Annotated in this window: 17 protein-coding genes; 1 reads left to right on the plus strand and 16 read right to left on the minus strand. The window is 67.7% G+C overall.

Features of this window, described 5'->3' with window-relative positions:
• Positions 1-4 precede the first annotated feature (4 nt).
• The 8 genes from JUB11_RS06920 to JUB11_RS06955 form a co-directional block, all read right to left on the minus strand.
• Positions 5-2,878 (minus strand): monovalent cation/H+ antiporter subunit A, encoded by a 2,874-nt coding sequence (locus JUB11_RS06920; RefSeq protein WP_207457638.1) that lies wholly within the window; start codon positions 2,876-2,878, stop codon positions 5-7.
• A 268-nt stretch (positions 2,879-3,146) separates the two neighbouring features.
• A complete protein-coding gene (locus JUB11_RS06925; RefSeq protein ID WP_207457640.1) occupies positions 3,147-4,034 on the minus strand; it encodes an NAD(P)-dependent oxidoreductase in 888 nt (295 codons plus the stop codon).
• 45 nt (positions 4,035-4,079) lie between these two features.
• On the minus strand, positions 4,080-5,339 hold the full coding sequence (locus JUB11_RS06930) for a TRAP transporter large permease (protein ID WP_207457643.1): 1,260 nt from the start codon (positions 5,337-5,339) through the stop codon (positions 4,080-4,082).
• Positions 5,336-5,896, minus strand: a complete 561-nt coding sequence (locus JUB11_RS06935; RefSeq protein ID WP_207457646.1) for a TRAP transporter small permease subunit — start codon at positions 5,894-5,896, stop codon at positions 5,336-5,338. Before JUB11_RS06935 ends, JUB11_RS06930 begins: the two co-directional genes overlap by 4 nt.
• Complete coding sequence (locus JUB11_RS06940; RefSeq protein ID WP_211112450.1) at positions 5,896-6,867, minus strand: TRAP transporter substrate-binding protein; 972 nt, start codon at positions 6,865-6,867, stop codon at positions 5,896-5,898. The genes JUB11_RS06935 and JUB11_RS06940 overlap by 1 nt, the downstream gene beginning before the upstream one ends.
• 130 nt (positions 6,868-6,997) lie before the next feature.
• Complete coding sequence (locus JUB11_RS06945; protein ID WP_207457650.1) at positions 6,998-8,014, minus strand: transketolase family protein; 1,017 nt, start codon at positions 8,012-8,014, stop codon at positions 6,998-7,000.
• On the minus strand, positions 8,011-8,901 hold the full coding sequence (locus tag JUB11_RS06950) for a transketolase (protein WP_207457653.1): 891 nt from the start codon (positions 8,899-8,901) through the stop codon (positions 8,011-8,013). The genes JUB11_RS06945 and JUB11_RS06950 overlap by 4 nt, the downstream gene beginning before the upstream one ends.
• Before the next feature lie 47 nt (positions 8,902-8,948).
• Positions 8,949-9,698, minus strand: a complete 750-nt coding sequence (locus JUB11_RS06955; protein WP_207457656.1) for an SDR family oxidoreductase — start codon at positions 9,696-9,698, stop codon at positions 8,949-8,951.
• A gap of 204 nt (positions 9,699-9,902) precedes the next feature.
• Here JUB11_RS06955 and gcvA point away from each other — a divergent pair, with 204 nt between their 5' ends.
• Positions 9,903-10,832 (plus strand): transcriptional regulator GcvA, encoded by a 930-nt coding sequence (gcvA, locus tag JUB11_RS06960; RefSeq protein WP_348771376.1) that lies wholly within the window; start codon positions 9,903-9,905, stop codon positions 10,830-10,832.
• 61 nt (positions 10,833-10,893) lie between these two features.
• Here the strand turns inward: gcvA and JUB11_RS06965 are convergent, their stop codons facing one another.
• The 8 genes from JUB11_RS06965 to JUB11_RS07000 all read right to left on the minus strand — a co-directional run.
• On the minus strand, positions 10,894-12,177 hold the full coding sequence (locus JUB11_RS06965; protein WP_207457660.1) for a TRAP transporter large permease: 1,284 nt from the start codon (positions 12,175-12,177) through the stop codon (positions 10,894-10,896).
• The gene (locus JUB11_RS06970; RefSeq protein WP_207457662.1) at positions 12,168-12,707 is read right to left on the minus strand and encodes a TRAP transporter small permease; all 540 of its coding nucleotides are present in this window, start codon (positions 12,705-12,707) and stop codon (positions 12,168-12,170) included. The genes JUB11_RS06965 and JUB11_RS06970 overlap by 10 nt, the downstream gene beginning before the upstream one ends.
• 70 nt (positions 12,708-12,777) lie before the next feature.
• Positions 12,778-13,767: a TRAP transporter substrate-binding protein gene (locus JUB11_RS06975; RefSeq protein WP_207457664.1), complete on the minus strand. Its 990-nt coding sequence runs from the start codon at positions 13,765-13,767 to the stop codon at positions 12,778-12,780.
• Positions 13,768-13,848: 81 nt separating this feature from the next.
• Complete coding sequence (locus JUB11_RS06980; RefSeq protein WP_207457666.1) at positions 13,849-14,184, minus strand: cupin domain-containing protein; 336 nt, start codon at positions 14,182-14,184, stop codon at positions 13,849-13,851.
• Between the two features lie 15 nt (positions 14,185-14,199).
• Positions 14,200-14,958: a 2-dehydro-3-deoxy-D-gluconate 5-dehydrogenase KduD gene (kduD, locus tag JUB11_RS06985; RefSeq protein WP_207457668.1), complete on the minus strand. Its 759-nt coding sequence runs from the start codon at positions 14,956-14,958 to the stop codon at positions 14,200-14,202.
• 14 nt (positions 14,959-14,972) lie between these two features.
• Entirely contained in the window at positions 14,973-15,809 is an 837-nt protein-coding gene (gene kduI, locus JUB11_RS06990) for a 5-dehydro-4-deoxy-D-glucuronate isomerase (protein ID WP_207457670.1), read from the minus strand.
• Between the two features lie 10 nt (positions 15,810-15,819).
• The gene (locus JUB11_RS06995) at positions 15,820-16,536 is read right to left on the minus strand and encodes a GntR family transcriptional regulator (RefSeq protein ID WP_247886902.1); all 717 of its coding nucleotides are present in this window, start codon (positions 16,534-16,536) and stop codon (positions 15,820-15,822) included.
• 291 nt (positions 16,537-16,827) lie between these two features.
• The coding region (locus JUB11_RS07000) for a hypothetical protein (RefSeq protein ID WP_207457674.1) at positions 16,828-17,034 on the minus strand (207 nt) is incomplete at its 5' end.

The following is a 17,034-nucleotide window of genomic DNA, read 5'->3' on the forward strand; positions in this document are numbered from 1 at the left end:
CATGTCAGGCCTCGTTTCGTTCGGACGCGACGGGCGCCGGCGGGGCGGGGTCGGTGGAATGCAGCAGGACGTCCATGGGTCCCTCGGGAACCGGCTCTCGCTCCGCCCGGCGCTGGATGCGCGAGATTTCGACCAGCGCCAGCACAACCGTGCCGACGACCGTCAGGAACACGCCAAGGTCGAAGAGCATGGCCGTGGCGAGTTCGAATTCGCCGATCAGCGGCAGGTGGAAGTAGCCGTAGCTCGTCGACAGGAAGGGAGCCCCGAAGACCAGCGCGCCGGCGCCCGTCAGCCCGGCGATCAGGACGCCCGCGCCGATCATGCCGCGGGCGTCGAGCCGCGCCCGGGACGCGGCCCAGCTGTAGCCGCTCGCCAGATACTGCATGATCAGGGCGATGGCCACGATCAGCCCGGCGATGAAGCCGCCGCCCGGCTCGTTGTGGCCGCGCAGGAAGATGTAGATGCCGACCGTCAGGGCCAGCGGCAGCAGGACGCGGGTCGACACCACGAGGAGCAGCGGATGGGCGTCCGCCGATTCCACGCCCGGGCGCATCGAGTCCAGCCGCCGCGCCGGGGCGCCGCGCAGGGCGGATTGCAGCATGGCGGCGATGGTCAGTGCTGCGATGCCCAGCACGATGATCTCGCCGAACGTGTCGAATCCGCGGAAATCGACCAGGATGACGTTGACCACGTTGGTGCCGCCGCCGCCGGGCTTCGACTGGTCGAGGTGGTACTCGGAGATCGAGGCGATGTTCCGCGTCATGACGGCGTAGGACAGCATGCCGGCACCCGCACCCGCGGCGATGGCGACCAGCCCGCCGCCGAGGCGACGCGGCAGGCTTTCGATCAGCTCGCTGTGGCGTGGCATGAGGTTGAGGGCCAGCAGCAGCAGGATCGTCGTCACCACCTCGACCGAGATCTGCGTCAGTGCCAGGTCCGGCGCGGAGAACTGCAGGAAGGCAAGCGACACGATCAGCCCGGCGAGGCTGGTCAGGATCAGGGTCAGCAGCCGGTTGCCGTGGACGACGACCACCGCGGCGCAGGTCGCCAGCAGCACGCCCCAGACGATGATCGCGGGCAGGTCGGCCGGCAAGGCCTCGCGCCCGCCGGGCGCGTGGCCGCCGGCCTGGAACGCCGCCGCGCCGACGGCGATCACGGTGACGAGGATCACAGCCATGTAGCGCCGCAGCGATCCGGTGTGCAGGCGGTGCGTGAAGCCCCGCGACGCGGCGATGAGGCCGCCGATGACCGCGTCGAACATGGCCTTGGCGTCCGGCCGGGGGAGCGCCGCGTGCCGGCGGGACAGGGCCGCGTAGCGGTAGACGATGAGCCCGCCGAGCGCGAAGGCGACGAGGCTCATGATCAGGGCGGGCGTGACGCCGTGCCAGATGGCGAGGGAGTAGTAGGGAAGCTCCTCCGTGCCGATCACGGCCATGGCGGTCCGCGCCACCACCGGCCCGGCGAGCGTCGGGACGAGACCGATGGCGACGACGAGCAGGACCAGGAACGCCACCGGTCCCCACAAGCCCATCGGCGGATCGTGCGGGTGATGTGGGGTGTCGTCGCGCGCCGGGCCGAGATAGGCGTGGAACACCAGGCGCGCCGAATAGGCGACGGAGAAGACGGCACCCAGCGTCGCCAGGACGGGCATCAGATAGGGGATGCCCGCGAGTTCCGTGTGCGCCGCTTCCTCCAGCATCATCTCCTTGGAGAGGAAGCCGTTGAGGAGCGGCAGGCCGGCCATGGAGGCGGCGGCCAGCATCGCGAGCGCGCTGCTGATCGGCATCAGGCGCCAGAGCCCGCCGAGGCGGCGTATGTCGCGGGTCCCGGTCTCGTGATCGACGATGCCCGCGCTCATGAAGAGGGCGGCCTTGAAGGTGGCGTGGTTGAGCATGTGGAACACCGCGACCACGGCGGCGAGCGGCGTGCCGAAACCGAGCAGCATCGTCATCATACCCAGGTGGCTGACCGTGGAGAAGGCCAGCAGGGCCTTCAGGTCGTCCTTGAAGATGGCGATCCAGGCGCCGACGATCATCGTGATCAACCCGACCGGCGCGACGATGAGCGTCCAGATCTCCGTGCCGGCCAACGCCGGCCAGAAGCGCGCCAGCAGGAACACGCCGGCCTTCACCATGGTCGCCGAGTGAAGATATGCCGACACCGGAGTCGGCGCGGCCATGGCGTGCGGCAGCCAGAAATGGAAGGGGAACTGGGCGGACTTGGTGAAGGCGCCGGCCAGGATGAGCAGCAGCGTCGGCACATAGAGCGGATGCGCCTTGATGGCGTCGCCGCGCCGCAGGATCTCGGTGATCTCGTAGGAACCGGCGATGTGGCCGAGCATCAGCATGCCCGCGATCAGCAGCAGTCCGCCGCCGCCGGTGACGACCAGCGCCATGCGCGCGCCCTGCCGCCCTTCGGGGAGATGGCGCCAGTAGCCGATCAGCAGGAAGGAACTGAGGCTCGTCACCTCCCAGAAGACCAGGAGGAGCAGGATGTTGTCGCTGAGCGCCACCCCGAGCATGGCGCTCTGGAAGAGCAGCAGGAAGGCGTAGAAGCGGCCCATGGGGTCGCTGCGCGACAGGTAGAAGCGCGCGTAGACGATGATCAGAAGGCCGATGCCGAGGATCAGCGACGCGAAGAACAGCCCGAGCCCGTCCACGAAGAAGCTGAAGCTCAGTCCGAGCTGCGGAATCCAGTCGATCTGCTGGCGGATCACCTCACCCCTGTAGACCGCCGGGGCGTGGCTGAGGAGAAGGCACAGGGCCAGGAGCGAAGCGGCGCCGGCTGACGCGGCGCAGACGGTGCGCCCGGACCGGATCGTCAAGGGGGCGAGCAGCCCCCCGATGAGGGGCGTCAGGGCGGCGAGGGCAATGCTCATGGTCGCGGCTGGCTCTCCACGGTGGGCACTGTGGCCCTAACCATTCCAGCGCGCAGAAGTTTCATCAGTTTTGGCACCGGCGCGTCATGTATCTGAGCTGCCGGATCCAGAGTTCATGATGGTGCATGTAAAATCCATGCGTGGTGCGGACTTGCGGAGTAAACGGACCAGACTTTTTGCACGCTATGTCATGTAATCGCAGGCATATCGAACAGGCTGTCGACACTCTGATCTTCAAATGGCAGGCGGTAGGAACGGGGGAAGGGGCTCAGCGGTGCCCACCGGTTCCGTTCAGGGCGTGATAGCTGCGGATGACCTGGCTGTCGTCGGCCGCCCCGTCGCCGCGCCCGGAGGTGGAGAGGAAGAGCTGGTGGGCGACGGCGGCCAGCGGCAGCGCCGCCTTGGCGTCGCGCCCCGCCTCCAGCACGATGCCGAGATCCTTGACGAAGATGTCCACGGCGCTGGTGATCTCGGGATTGTCCTTCATCATGCGCGGGCCGCGGTCCTTCAGCATCCAGCTCGACGCCGAGGAACCGCCCATGATCTCCAGCAGGACGGCCGGATCGACGCCCATCTTGGCCGCGAGCGCGAAGGCCTCCGCCGTCACGGCGATGTGCACGCCGCACAGCAGCTGGTTCACGGTCTTGACGGTGGCGCCCTGGCCCGGTTTCTCGCCGACGTGGAAGAGCTTGTCGCCCATCGCGGCCAGCACGGGCCTGACCGCTTCGAAGACTGCCGGCGGGGCCGCCGCCATGATGGTGAGCGTTCCGCCGGCCGCGCCCACGGTGCCGCCCGACACGGGCGCGTCGATGAACCGCCGGCCGGCCGCTTCCACCCGCGCGGCCAGGGATGCCACCGCGCCGGGCGGGCAGGTCGCCATCAGCACGACGGCCCCGTTTCGCGGCAGCGCGTCGAGGGCGCATTCGGCGAAGAGCACGGTTTCGGCCTGCGCCGCGTTCACCACCATCAGAACCAGGGCGTCGGCCCCGCTCGCGGCCTCCGCGGCCGTTGAAGCCGCGGCGCCGCCGGCCCGCTCCAGGGCCGCGACGGACTCGCGCCGCATGTCATGGCCGCGGACAGCGAAACCCTTCTTCAGGAGATTGCCGGCCATGGGCAGCCCCATGGAGCCGAGACCGATGAACCCGACCGTCGTCATTGCCGATCCTCCCATTTCCCTTGGTTCGTCGTTGTTTGCGGCGGCTCAGTACAGGATGACCGCCGGCACATAGGACACGAGCCCCAGCACGGTGAGGGCCACGAGGTAGAAGGGCCACAGCTCCCGCACGATGGCCCCGATGGGCTCGCGCGAGATCGCGGCGGAGATGAACAGGGTGGTCCCGATCGGCGGGGTGAAAAGGCCTATGCTGAGGTTCACGGCCATCATGATCCCGAGCTGGATGACGTCCAGCCCGATGGCCGCACCCACCGCGACGAAGGTCGGGCCGAGCAGCAGGATCGCCGCCGGAAGGTCCAGGAACATGCCGACCACCAGCATGATCAGGTTCATGGCGAGGATGATCAGCCAGGGCTCCTTGAGCACGCCCTGGGCGTATTCCGTCACGGCGTTCGGGATCGCCTCCACGATCAGGACGTATCCGACGAGGTTGGAGGCCGCGATGACCAGCATCACGACGCCCGTGGTGATCACCGTGGCCACGAGTGCGGCATGGACGCGCTTGACCGTGAGGTCGCGGTAGATGAGCGCGCTGACCAACAGCGCGTAGGCGACGGCGACGACGCTCACCTCGGTCGGGGTGGCGATGCCCGCGCGCAGCAGCACGACGATGAAGGCGGGCATCAGGAGGGCCGGAAGGGCGGAGAGCATGGCCCGGCCGATGTCCTTGAGGCCGCCGGTGCCGGCCAGGAGCGGGAAGCCGCGCAGGCGGCCGCTCAGGTAGCAGACGGCCATCATGCCGGATGCCAGCATCAGCCCCGGCAGGATGCCGGCCAGGAACAGCGACGCGATGGAGGCGTTCGAGACGGCCGCGTAGAGGATGAGCGGGATGGAGGGCGGGATCAGCCCGGCGATGACGGAGGAGGAGGCGGTCACGGCGGCGCTGAAGGCCGGCGGATAACCCTCCTTCTTCTGCCAGGGGATTAGCATCGCGCCGAGTGCGGAGGCTTCCGCCACGGCGGAGCCGGACACGCCGCCGAAGATGGTCGAGCCGACGACGGTGACCTGGGCGAGCCCGCCGTGGAAGCGGCCGACGAGCGATGCTGCGAAGCGGACGAGCTTCTGGCCCAGCGTCCCACTCATCATCAGGGCGCCGGACAGGACGAAGAAGGGGATGGCCAGGAGCGGGAAGCTCTGCGTCGGCTGGAAAAGCTTCACGACCGCGACGACGGTCGGCACCGAGCCCAGCGTCATGACGGCGACGCCCGAGCTGATGACGAGGGCGTAGCCCACCGGGAAGGCGAGCAGCAGGAGGACGCCGAAAACGGAAACCATGAGCAGGGTCATTGATGGTCCTCCGGACCTTGGGCGCGCACCGCGAGCGGATCCTCGGCGACGAGCAGCCGCGCGAAGGTGGTGGCCGCGGTCAGCCCGACGCCGACGAATCCGGCGATCAGGGACAGGTAGGCATAGTGGGCGGAGATCCCGGTCACCGGAAAGACCTCGGTGCCGGTGATCTCGATCACGTCCATGCCGATGTAGGCGAGATAGAAGAAGGTCGCGCCGATCACGGCCTGCATCGCCAGCAGCAGGGCCCGGGCGGCACCCCGGCCGAGGAAGCCGAAGACGATCGTGACCGCGATGTGCGCGCCGCGCTGCGCGCCGAGCACGATCCCGCCCATGACCAGCCAGGGGAACAGGATGTTCGGCATTTCCGACGGCCAGCCGAGGCCCTGGGTCGTGAGGTAACGGACGACCACCTCCGCCCCGAGCGACAGGAACAGAAGCACCAGCGCAAGGACCGAGACGACCGTGGCGGCGACGGCGATGGCCGTGTCCACCACGTGGATGGCGGAGGCGGCAAGGCCGGCCTCCGTCACCTCCTGCTCGCGCAGGATGTCCATCAGGGCTTCGCCGCCGCGGAGGCTTCCGCCCGGACGAGCGCGGTCAGCTCGGGGAACTGCTTCTCCCACTTCTCGTAGACGGGCTTGACCTTGGCGAGGAAGGGAGCCGGATCGACCGTGTTGAACTGGACGCCGGCCGCTTCCATCTTGCCGCGAAGCTCGTTGTCGGCCTTCTGCGACATTTCCCGGTTCAGCCGGCCGGCCTCGGCCGCGGCCGCGATCACCGCCTGCTGGTCCGCCTTGGAGAGGCCGTCGAAGACCATCTTGCTGGCGAGCACCGGTGTCGATTCGTACTTGTGCCCGGTCAGGGTGACGTATTTCTGAACCTCGTGCAGCTTCGAGGAGTAGATGTTCATCAGCGGATTCTCCTGCCCGTCGACCACGCCCTGCTGGAGCGCGATGTAGAGTTCGGAGAAGGGCATCGGCGTCGGGTTCGCGCCCAGCGCCTTGTAGATGTCCACCGTGATGGGGTCCGGCGGGGTGCGGATCTTCACGCCCGCCAGATCCTCCGGCGTCTTGATCGGCCGCACGTTGTTGCTGGTGTGCCGGATGCCGTTGTCCCAGAGGGCGAGGAGGACGAGACCCTTCTCCTTGGCATGGCCGCCGAGCCGCTCGCCGACGGGGCCATCGAGCAGCTTCCAGGCCTGCGGCAGATCCTGGACGAGGAAGGGAAGGCCGATCACGGAGAATTGCGGTACGACGCCGGAGGTCGCCCCCTGCGAATTGGCGCTGAAGGCCATCGTGCCGAGCCGCATGCTGGTCAGCGCCTCGACGTCGTCGCCATACTGGGCGCTGCCGCCGACCTGCACCTTCACGCGGCCGTTGGTCTTCTGTTCGACCAGCTCGGCGAATTTCAGCGACGCTTCGGACTTGGGATTGCCGGGCGCTGCGTTGTGGGCCATGCGCAGGACCTGCTGCGACCAGGCCGGTGAAGCGGCGAGCGTGACGCCCACGGCGAGCGCGAGAAGCATCTTCTTCACGATTTCCTCCAGTTTTGTGATTTGCGGCGCCCCCGTCCGGGGGCGCCAGTTTGGCCCCCGCACCCGCCGCGCCCGGGCTTTCAGTTCCGCATCGGCGGACGCGTGGCCGTGCCGGTCCGGCTCATTCGCCGAGCCAGCCCTTGATCCTCTTCGTCACGACCTCGGTCGAGATGCCGTAGCGGTCGTGCAGGGTCGGCAGGGCGCCCGCCGCGAGGAATTCGTCGGGAAGGCCGATGTGGCGGAAGACCGGGGTGACGCCGGACCGGAGCAGCAGCCCCGCGACCGCCTCGCCCAGCCCGCCGACGACGGAATGGTTCTCGGCGACCACCACCATGCGCCCGCTGCGCGCCGCTTCCCGCAGGATGGTCTCGGTGTCGAGCGGCTTGATCGTCGGCACGTGCAGCACCGCCGCCGCGACGCGGTCGGATTCGAGCGACCGGGCAACCTCCAGCGCGCGCATCGTCATGATGCCCGACGAGACGATCAGCACGTCGGCGCCGTCGCGCAGGAGCTTCGCCTTGCCCAGCTCGAAGCGGTAGCCGTACTCGTCCAGCACCAGCGGCACGTTGCCGCGCAGCAGGCGCATGTAGACCGGACCCTTGTGGCCGGCGATGGCCGGCACGGCCTGTTCGATCTCGTGCGCGTCGCAGGGGTCGATCACCGTCATGTTCGGCATGGCGCGCAGCAGCGCCAGATCTTCCGTCGCCTGGTGGCTCGGCCCGTAGCCGGAGGTCAGGCCAGGCAGGGCGCAGACGATTTTGACGTTGAGGTCTTCCTCGGCGATGGTCTGGTGGATGAAGTCGTAGGCGCGGCGGGACGCGAAGACCGCGTAGGTGGTGGCGAAGGGCATGAAGCCCTCATGCGCCAGACCGGCGGCGGCCCCCATCAGCAGCTGCTCGGCCATGCCCATCTGGTAGTAGCGGTCCGGATGCTCCTTCGCGAAGATGTGCAGGTCCGTGTATTTGCCGAGGTCGGCGGTCATGCCGACGATGTCGGTCCGGCTTCGGGCCAGCTCGGCCAGCGTGTGGCCGAAGGGGGCGGGCTTCGTGCGCTGCCCCTCGGAGGCGATCGAGGCGATCATCGCCGAGGTCTTCAGGCGCGGCTTGGCCGGCGCCGTGGTGGTCGCGTTGCTGCTCATGCGGTCCTCCCGGCGTCCAGCGCTTCGAGGGCAAGCTGCCATTCGTGCGCGTCGACGCGGATGAAGTGGTTCTTCTCGCGGGCTTCCAGGAAGGGCACGCCCCGGCCCATGCGGGTGTCGCAGACGATCATGCGCGGCTTGGGCTCGGGATGGGCGCGGGCCGCGTCGAAGGCGGCGACCACGGCCGGCAGGTCGTTGCCGTCCACCCGCTGGACGTACCAGCCGAAGGCTTCCAGCTTTTCCACCAGCGGCTCGAAGGCCAGCATCTGGGTCGAGGGGCCGTCGGCCTGCTGGTTGTTCACGTCGATGATGCCGATCATGTTGTCGAGCTTGTGATGGCTCGCCGACATGATCGCCTCCCACACCGAGCCCTCGTCCAGCTCGCCGTCGGAGAAGAGCGTGAAGACGCGCGAGGAGGAGCCCTTGCGCTTCAGTCCGAGCGCCTTGCCTACCGCGATCGACAGCCCGAGGCCGAGCGAGCCGCCGGACATCTCCATGCCCGGCGTGTAGCTGGCCATGCCGGACATGGGCAGGCGGCTGTCGTCGCTGCCGTAGGTCTCCAGCTCCTCCTCCGGAAGGAAGCCGGCCTCCAGGAGTGCGGCGTACAGCGCGATGGCGTAATGGCCGTTCGACAGCAGGAAGCGGTCGCGCTCCTCCCAGTCCGGGTTCTCCGGGCGGTAGCGCATGGCGTGGAAGTAGGCGACGGCCAGCACGTCGGCGATGTCCAGCGCCTGCCCGATGTAGCCCTGGCCCTGCACCTCGCCCATCAGCAGGGCGTTGCGGCGGATGCGGTAGGCCCGCTCCGCCAGGTCGACGTTGTGGCCGGTCTTGCCGTCCCGATGGTCGATGGTGCCTGTTGTGTTGATGTCCACGAATTCCTCCAGCATCGCGGGCGTCCTCGGCGGGAACGCCTCGTTTCTCGGGTGCCGATCCGTCAGTGGATCAGCATGCCGCCGTTGACGTCGATCGTGGCGCCGGTCACGTAGGAGGACAGGTCGGAGGCGAGGAACAGGCAGGCGCGCGCCACGTCCTCCGCGTCGCCCAGCCGGTTGAGCGGGATGCCCTTCAGGATCTCGGTCCTGAGTTCGTCGGTCAGCTTGCCGCCGGTGATGTCGGTCTGGATCAGGCCGGGCGTGATGGAATTCACGCGGATGTTGTCCGGCCCAGCCTCGCGGGCGAGCGCCTTGGCGAGGCCGAGCACGCCGGCCTTGGCCGCGCTGTAGTGCGGGCCGCCGAAGATGCCGCCGCCGCGCTGCGCCGAGACCGAGGACATGCAGACGATCGAGCCGGAACGGCGTTCGCGCATGTGCGGCAGGACCGCCTGGCTCATGTAGAGGGTCCCGCGCAGGCTGACGTCCATCACGGCGTCGTAGTTGCCGGGCTCGATGTCCATGAAGCGCAGGGGCTGGGTGATGCCGGCGTTGTTGACGAGCACGTCCACGCGGCCGAACTCGCCCACGATGCGCTCCACGGCGCCGAAGCAGGAGGGCTTGTCCGTCACGTCGCAGGCGTAGCCGCGGTGCGCCTCGCCCAGTTCGGCCGCCGCCGCCTCGGCCTGCCCGCCGTCGAGATCGAGGATGATCGCGCGGCCGCCATGCAGAGCGAAAAGGCGCGCGGTCGCGCGGCCGATGCCGCGCCGCGAGGCCGCCCCCGTGATCACGCACAGCTTGTTGGAAAGCAGCATGTCCTCTCCTTTGGCGCAAAGCCGCCCGTGGCGGCGAATTCACGCCGCGATTGCCCAATGGATTTTTGAAAGGTGCGAGGAGGTCCGGACAATCCGTTCCGCCGATCGCTATGGAAACGGTATGTTCTTGAGGTGAGCCTGACAAATGAATAAGATCGCGGATAGATGAGCTGAATTCATCGAAAGACCGCGATGCGGAAAAGGGTGTCCATCAAGGCCGTCCAGGCCTTCGAGGCCGCGGCAAGGCTCGGCTCCTTCGCGCTTGCGGCGGAGGATCTCGCCGTCACCCCATCGGCGATCAGCCATCAGGTGAAGGTCCTGGAGGACCAACTCGGCGTGCGGCTCTTCCACCGGGTGCACCGCTCGGTGCTGCTGACCGATGCCGGGCGGCTCTACGCGGCCGAGGTCACGGAGGCTTTCGCCCGCATCGACGCGGCCACGCAGATCGTGGCCCAGACGGTGGGCAGCGCCGTCCTGACCGTCCATTCCACGCCGAGCTTCGCCACCCAATGGCTGATGCCGCGGCTGGCGCGCTTCCAGGAGCTTCATCCGGGGATCGACATCCGCCTTCAGGCGTCGGTGGCGGCGGCCGACCTCGCGCAGGGCGTCGTGGACGTGGACATCCGCTACAACCCCGGCCCGCCGCCCGCCGGGACCGTCATGGTGCCCTTTCCCGAGGACATCATCGTCCCGATGTGCTCACCCGGCCTCGCCAACGGGCTGAAGCCGATCCGCCGCCCAGGCGATCTCGGGCAGCACACGCTGATCCATTCGGAGATCAACATCCTGCGCTGGAACGACTGGGCGCGGCATCATCGCAGGGTCCAATTGGACCTGGAGCGCGGCCCGCGCTTCGACCGGTCCTTCATGGCCATCAGCGCCGCCGTGGACGGGCTCGGTGTCTGCCTCGACAGCCTGCTGCTGGCCGAACGCGAACTGCTGGCGGGCAAGCTGGTGATTCCCTTCGCCACGCAGGGGTTGAGGGCGCAGGGACACGGCTTCGCCACCCTGAAATCCACGGTGGACCTGCCGAAGATCCGGACCTTCCGCGAGTGGCTGTTCGGCGAGTTGGAGAAGGGCCGGGACTGGGCCGGGCGCTTCCTGGAGGCGCGCTCCCCCCTTCCATCGGCCTGAAAAAGGAAAGGGCCGCGCCGGAGTGTTCCGGCGCGGCCCTTTTGTCGGACTGGTGTCCGGCTCAGTGCATGAGCAGGCGCGGCAGCCAGAGCGAGAAGGCCGGCACGTAGGTGACGAGCAGAAGGCAGACGAACAGCGCCCCGTAGAAGGGGGTGATCGAGCGCATCACCTCGCCCACCGACACACCACCGATGGCGCAGCCGATGAACTGGGTGGTGCCGACCGGCGGGGTGTTCAGGCCCAGGGCGCAGTTGATCAGCATCACGATGCCGAACTGCACCGGGTCCATCCCGAACTGCATCGCGATCGGCAGGAAAATCGGCGTGCAGATCAGGATCGTGCTCGCCATGTCCATGAAGGTGCCGAGCAGGAACAGGATGATGTTGATCATCAGGAAGATGACCCACGGGTTGTCCGACAGGCCGGCCATCATCTCGCCGGTCAGGTCCGCCACCTGATAGAGGCCCATCAGGTACTGGAACATCGTCGAGACGCCGATCAGCAGCAGGACGACGCCGGTGGTCTTCACCGTCTTGGCCGCCGCCGCCAGGAAATGGTTCCAGGTCATGGAGCGGTAGACGAACAGCGTCAGCAGCAGCGCGTAGATCACCGCGACCGACGCCGATTCCGTCGCCGTGAAGACGCCGGACATGATGCCCACGAGGATGATCACGACGATGAACAGGCCGGGCAGTGCGGCGGCGAGCGACCGCCACATGATCTCCCAGCCGGGGAAGGAGCCCGCCGGGTAGCCGCGCTTGACCGCGACGAGATAGGCGGCACCCAGGTTGCAGACCATCAGCAGCAGCGCCGGCATCAACCCCGCCGCGATCAGCGCGCCGATGGAGGCCTTCCCGCCGGCGGCCAGCGCGTAGATGATCATGTTGTGGCTGGTCGGCATCAGCGCGCCGACGAGTGCCGCGTGGGTGGTGACGTTGACCGCGTAGTCGGCGTGGTAGCCCTCGCGCTTCATCATCGGGATCATCACCGCGCCCATCGCCGACACGTCGGCGACCGGCGACCCGGCGACGCCGCCGAACAGCGTGCAGGCGACCACGTTCGACATGCCCAGCCCGCCGCGGATGTGGCCGACCATGCTCTTGGCGGCGCCCACGATCCGGTCGGCGACGCCGCCGTGCAGCATCAGCTCGCCGCTGAAGACGAAGAAGGGGATGGCGAGGAAGGAGAAGATGTTCATCCCCGACATCATCTGCTGGTAGATGACCGCGACCGGCAGACCTTCGTAGAGGATGGTGCAGAGCGCGGACAGGCCGATGGCGAAGGCCACCGGCACGCCCAGGATGAGGAAGCCGAAGAAGGTGGCCGACAGAATGATCAGTTCCATGACGGTTCGACCTCCTCACCGCGGAGGAGCGCGATGATGTGTTCGATGGAGAAGAGGACGATCAGCACCCCCGACAGGACCAGCGGCACGTAGCGCCAGGCTTCGGAGACGTGGAGATTGGCGATCGTGTAGGAGGCGACCGAGCTGCCGAGCAGCCAGCCGTTGTAGGCCATGCCGGCGCCGAAGATGCCGACCAGGACATAGATGACGATTTCGATCTTCTTGCGCACACTGTCCGGCAGCAGCACGAGCAGGGACTCCAGGCCGATGTGCCCGGCATCGCGCACGCCCACGGCGGCCCCGATCAGCGTGACGTACAGCACCAGCACGATGGCCAGGCTTTCCGCCCAGGTGGGCGGGTCGTTCAGCGCGTAACGGCCGAAAACCTGATAGAACACGACGCCGACGATCGCCAGCAGGCCGGCGATCGAGACGGCCATGCCGATGCGGGCCAGCATCGCGTTCATCTGCGTCAGCCAGCCCGAGCTGCGCCGTGGGGTGACGTCCTTTGCTTGCATTTCGATATCCATGCCGCACTGCTCCCCGGTGCGGCGCGGCGTCACCCCTCCCCACGGGGAGGGGCGCCGCGCCGCCCGTGCGTTACTTGGTTTCCTGGATGCGCTTCACGAGGTCCTGGAGCTTCGGCGTGTTCGCGAACTTGTCGTAGACGGGCTTCATCGCGTCGATGAATTCCTGCTTGTTCGCGACCTCGACGATCTGCGCGCCGGCCGCCACAACGACGTCCTTGGACTTCTTCTCGCGTTCCTCCCACAGCTTGCGCATGTGGGGGACGGACTCCTTGGCCGCCTGGCGGATCAGCGCCTGGTCGTCCTTGGACAGCCGGTCCCACAAGGTCTTGGAGAAGACCAGCACTTCCGGCGCCATGGCGTGCTCGGTCAACGTGAAGTACTTGGCCGCCTCGAAGTGGCGCGAGGACTCGTAGGACGGGTAGTTGTTCTCGGCCGCGTCGACGATGCCGGTCTTCAGCGCGGTGTAGACCTCGCCGAAGGGCATCGGGGTGGCGTTGGCGCCGAGCGCCTGGATCATGGCGACGAACAGGTCGGACTGCTGGACGCGGATCTTCGCGCCCTTCAGGTCGGCCAGCGTCTTGTAGGGCTTGCCGGCGGAGTACATGCTGCGCGAGCCGCTGTCATAGAAGGCGAGGCCAACCATGCCCTGGCTTTCCATGGCGGCGAGGATCTCGTCGCCGATCGGGCCGTCGAGCACCGCGTGCATGTGCTCGGTCGAGCGGAAGATGAAGGGCAGCGCGGTGACGATGGTCTCCGGCACCACGTTGTTCAGCGGGGCGACGTTGATGCGCATCATCTCGAGCCCGCCGATCTTCAGCTGCTCGATGGTGTCCTTCTCGTTGCCGAGAGCGCCGTTCGGGAACACCTTGACGCCCAGACGGCCGTTGGTGCGCTCGGCGAGCAGCTTGCCGACGTAGCGGACCGCCTCGACGGTCGGGTAGTCGGACGGGTGGATGTCCGCCGAGCGGAAGTCGCGCGCCGAGGCGGGCGAGGCGAGCATGGCGCCGGCGGCGCAGGCCGCGAGCAGGGCGGTGCGGACACTGCCGAAACTGATCTTCATGTGGCTTCCTCCTGTTTTCGGGGCCGGTTTCCGCCGGCCCCTCCGTTGAACTCTTGTCCAGGCCTTTGCCCCCCTCGGGGATCAGGCCAGGAAATCCTCTCGGATCGGGGTAAAGATATCGAGAAGGGTGCCCGGCTCCAGCGCGACCACCCCGTGCAGCGCGTTGGACGGCACCATGTAGCCGTCGCCGACGCCCAGCCGCTGGGTGCGGCCCTCGATGGTGACGTCGAAAGAGCCCTTCTCCACCACCGCGCACTGGTGATGCGGGTGGCGGTGCAGGGCGCCCACGGCGCCGCTCTCGAACTCGAAGCGCGCCATCATCATGGCGTCGTTGTGGCCGAGGATCTTGCGGCGCACGCCGTTGCCGAGATCCTTCCAGTCAAGCGTATCGCTCAGCAGGAAAACGTCGGTGCTCATCCTTCGTCTTCCTTCTCAGCGGGCCAGCCAGCCGCCGTCCACGGGCAGGATCGTGCCGTGGACGTAGTCGGAGGCCGCGGAGGCCAGGAACACCGCCGGGCCGCCCATGTCCGAGGCGTCGCTCCACCGGCCGGCCGGGATGCGGGCCAGGATGTCGGCGTTGCGCTTCTCGTCGGCGCGGAGCGCGGCGGTGTTGTTGGTCGCGACGTAGCCCGGCGCTATGGCGTTCACGTTGATGCCCTTGCCGGCCCATTCGTTGGCGAGCAGTTTCGTGAGGCCGGCGATGCCGCTCTTCGACGCGGTGTAGGAGGGCACCCGGATGCCGCCCTGGAAGGACAGCATCGAGGCGATGTTGATGATCTTGCCCTTGCGCCCCTGGCCGATGGCGTAGCGGCCGAAGGCCTGGCAGAGGAAGAAGACCGACTTGATGTTGACGTTCATCACCTCGTCCCAGTCGGACTCGGTGAAGTCCAGCGCGTCGGCGCGGCGGATCATCCCGGCGTTGTTGACCAGGATGTCGAGCCCGCCGAGCGCTTCGACCGTCTGTTCCACGGCACCCGGAATGGGCTCCAGGCTGGTGAGGTCCGCCTGCACCGACAGGAAGCGGCGGCCGGTCGCTTCGACCAGGGCGCGGGTTTCCTCGGGCGGGGTGCGGCCGGCGGCGGCGACGTCGGCGCCGGCCCGGGCCAGCGCCACCGCGATGGCCTGCCCGATGCCGGTGTTGGCGCCGGTGACCAGCGCCACCTTGCCGGTGAGGTCGAAGGGGTTGGTCATCGTGGCGTCTCCGCTCAACGCAGCTCTTCCATCGGGATCATGTCCATGTCGGTGAAGTCCTGGTTGTCACCGGCCATGGCCCAGATGAAGGTGTAGTTGCGCGTGCCGACGCCGCTGTGGATCGACCAGCTCGGCGAGATCACCGCCTGCTCGTTGGCGACCACGAGGTGGCGGGTCTGGTTCGGCTCGCCCATGAAGTGGAAGACGCGCGCCGGCTCCGGCAGGTCGAAATAGAAATACACCTCGCAGCGCCGGTCATGCGTGTGGCACGGCATGGTGTTCCACATGTTGTTCGGCTTCAGCACGGTCATGCCGAGCACGAGCTGCGCGGTCTTGCACACGTCCGGATGGATCATCTGGTAGATGGTCCGCTCGTTCGACTGGGACGGGTCGCCCAGATGGACCTGCTTGGCCTGCTCGATGGAGATCTTCATCGTTTCGAAGCGGGCGTGGGCCGGGGCGCTGTTCAGGTAGAACTTGGCCGGGTTGGCGCGGTCCAGGCTCTCGAACTGGACATCCACGCTGCCCATGGCGACGTAGAGGCAGTCGCGCGGGGCCAGCTCATAGGCGGTGCCGTCCACCGTCACGCGGCCAGGGCCGCCGACGTTGACAACGCCCAGTTCGCGGCGCTCCAGGAAGGTAGCCGAGCCGATGGCCTTGGCCGACTCCAGCTTCAGCGGACCCGCCACGGGCATCGCGCCGCCGACCACGAAACGGTCGATGTGGCTGTAGGTCAGGACGATGTCGTCGGCCTCGAAGACGGTCGGGACGAGGAAATCGTTGCGCAGGGCCTCGGTGTCGAAGGTGCGGACGGCATCCGGATGCGACGCGTGCCGAACGGAGATCTTCATGGACAAATCCTCACGAGGTCGTTGTTGCCGGCGAACCGGAGAAGAAGAACGGGTTGGCCCCCTGGGCCTGCGGAATCGCGGTCAGGAGGCTTTCGAGATGGACGGTCATGTGCCGTTCGGCGGTGACCGGATCGCGCGCCGCGATGGCGTCGGCGATGGCCGTGTGTTCGCCGATCACATTCGGGATGCGGCCCGGCTCGGGCAGGGTCAGGCGGCGGTAGCGGTCCACATGCACCTTCACCTGCTGCGCGAGGCTCCAAAGGCCGGGGAAACCGGCCATCTCGGCGATGAGCGCGTGGAAGCGCTCGTCCGCCTCGTGGAAGCCGTCGAGGTCGCCCGCCGCTTCCATCTCCTGCTGGAGCAGCAGGTTGGCCCGCATCGCGGCGATCTGGCTGCCCGTGGCGCGCTGCGCCGCGTTGCGCACGGCCGCACCTTCCAGCGCGGTGCGGATCACGACCGCCTCCGGCAGGGCGTCCATGGGGATGCGGGCGACGAAGGTGCCGGATTGCGGAAAGATCTCGATCAGCCCGTCGTCGGCCAGCCGGAGCAGGGCTTCCCGTACCGGTGTGCGGCTGACCCCGAAATTCTCGGCGATGTGCTTTTCGACGATGGCCTCGCCCGGCGTGCGGCGCATCCCGACGATGTCGGCGCGCAACGCCTGGTAGATGACCGCGGTGGTCGTGGCAGCCCGCGGCCGTCCGCGCGTCGCCTTCGCGGCACGCGGCATGGGCCGGGTCGACGCCGGCGCTGGCTCTGCGGGTGAACTCATGGATGTCCTCCATTGCCGGACATCGGCGGCTGTGCCCCGTCGTCTCGGCTTCGGAGGACAGCATATTAATATATTAATACACAGCGCAAGCCCGAATTGGGGGAGGCGCGGACATTTTCGCTAGGAAACGGTGCTGTCGGCACGGCCGATGAAGGAAGGGCCGGCGGAGTCCTTTGAAAAGGCGGTGTGGATGATGGAGGCGCCGATGGCCCTGTGACGCAAAGGCGACCGAGATTCTTCACTCACCTGTCAAAAAGGTGTTGCGCCGAAGGGGCCAGGGCACATATAAACCCCTCCACCGACGCAGGCGCCGCTGACGAAGCGGAGCCGGTCGGAAAAGTCAAGTGCAAATGCGGCGCCGAGCGCCGCGGGATCTTTTAAAAGTGAAGACCGTGTTGTGAGAAGGGATGCGCAGGCGGCGGCTTTGTTGGCCGTTGACGCGGGTCCGGTTCCCGA

It is taken from the genome of Azospirillum sp. SYSU D00513, from assembly GCF_017356015.1.
Taxonomy (GTDB): Bacteria; Pseudomonadota; Alphaproteobacteria; order Azospirillales; family Azospirillaceae; genus Azospirillum.

Coding starts and splice junctions, on each gene's coding strand:
- JUB11_RS06920 (WP_207457638.1), bottom strand. CDS start 2,878: ATGAGCATTGCCCTCGCCGCCCTGACGCCCCTCATCGGGGGGCTGCTC.
- JUB11_RS06925 (WP_207457640.1), bottom strand. CDS start 4,034: ATGACGACGGTCGGGTTCATCGGTCTCGGCTCCATGGGGCTGCCCATG.
- JUB11_RS06930 (WP_207457643.1), bottom strand. CDS start 5,339: ATGACCCTGCTCATGGTTTCCGTTTTCGGCGTCCTCCTGCTGCTCGCC.
- JUB11_RS06935 (WP_207457646.1), bottom strand. CDS start 5,896: ATGGACATCCTGCGCGAGCAGGAGGTGACGGAGGCCGGCCTTGCCGCC.
- JUB11_RS06940 (WP_211112450.1), bottom strand. CDS start 6,867: ATGCTTCTCGCGCTCGCCGTGGGCGTCACGCTCGCCGCTTCACCGGCC.
- JUB11_RS06945 (WP_207457650.1), bottom strand. CDS start 8,014: ATGAGCAGCAACGCGACCACCACGGCGCCGGCCAAGCCGCGCCTGAAG.
- JUB11_RS06950 (WP_207457653.1), bottom strand. CDS start 8,901: ATGCTGGAGGAATTCGTGGACATCAACACAACAGGCACCATCGACCAT.
- JUB11_RS06955 (WP_207457656.1), bottom strand. CDS start 9,698: ATGCTGCTTTCCAACAAGCTGTGCGTGATCACGGGGGCGGCCTCGCGG.
- JUB11_RS06965 (WP_207457660.1), bottom strand. CDS start 12,177: ATGGAACTGATCATTCTGTCGGCCACCTTCTTCGGCTTCCTCATCCTG.
- JUB11_RS06970 (WP_207457662.1), bottom strand. CDS start 12,707: ATGGATATCGAAATGCAAGCAAAGGACGTCACCCCACGGCGCAGCTCG.
- JUB11_RS06975 (WP_207457664.1), bottom strand. CDS start 13,767: ATGAAGATCAGTTTCGGCAGTGTCCGCACCGCCCTGCTCGCGGCCTGC.
- JUB11_RS06980 (WP_207457666.1), bottom strand. CDS start 14,184: ATGAGCACCGACGTTTTCCTGCTGAGCGATACGCTTGACTGGAAGGAT.
- kduD (WP_207457668.1), bottom strand. CDS start 14,958: ATGACCAACCCCTTCGACCTCACCGGCAAGGTGGCGCTGGTCACCGGC.
- kduI (WP_207457670.1), bottom strand. CDS start 15,809: ATGAAGATCTCCGTTCGGCACGCGTCGCATCCGGATGCCGTCCGCACC.
- JUB11_RS06995 (WP_247886902.1), bottom strand. CDS start 16,536: ATGCCGCGTGCCGCGAAGGCGACGCGCGGACGGCCGCGGGCTGCCACG.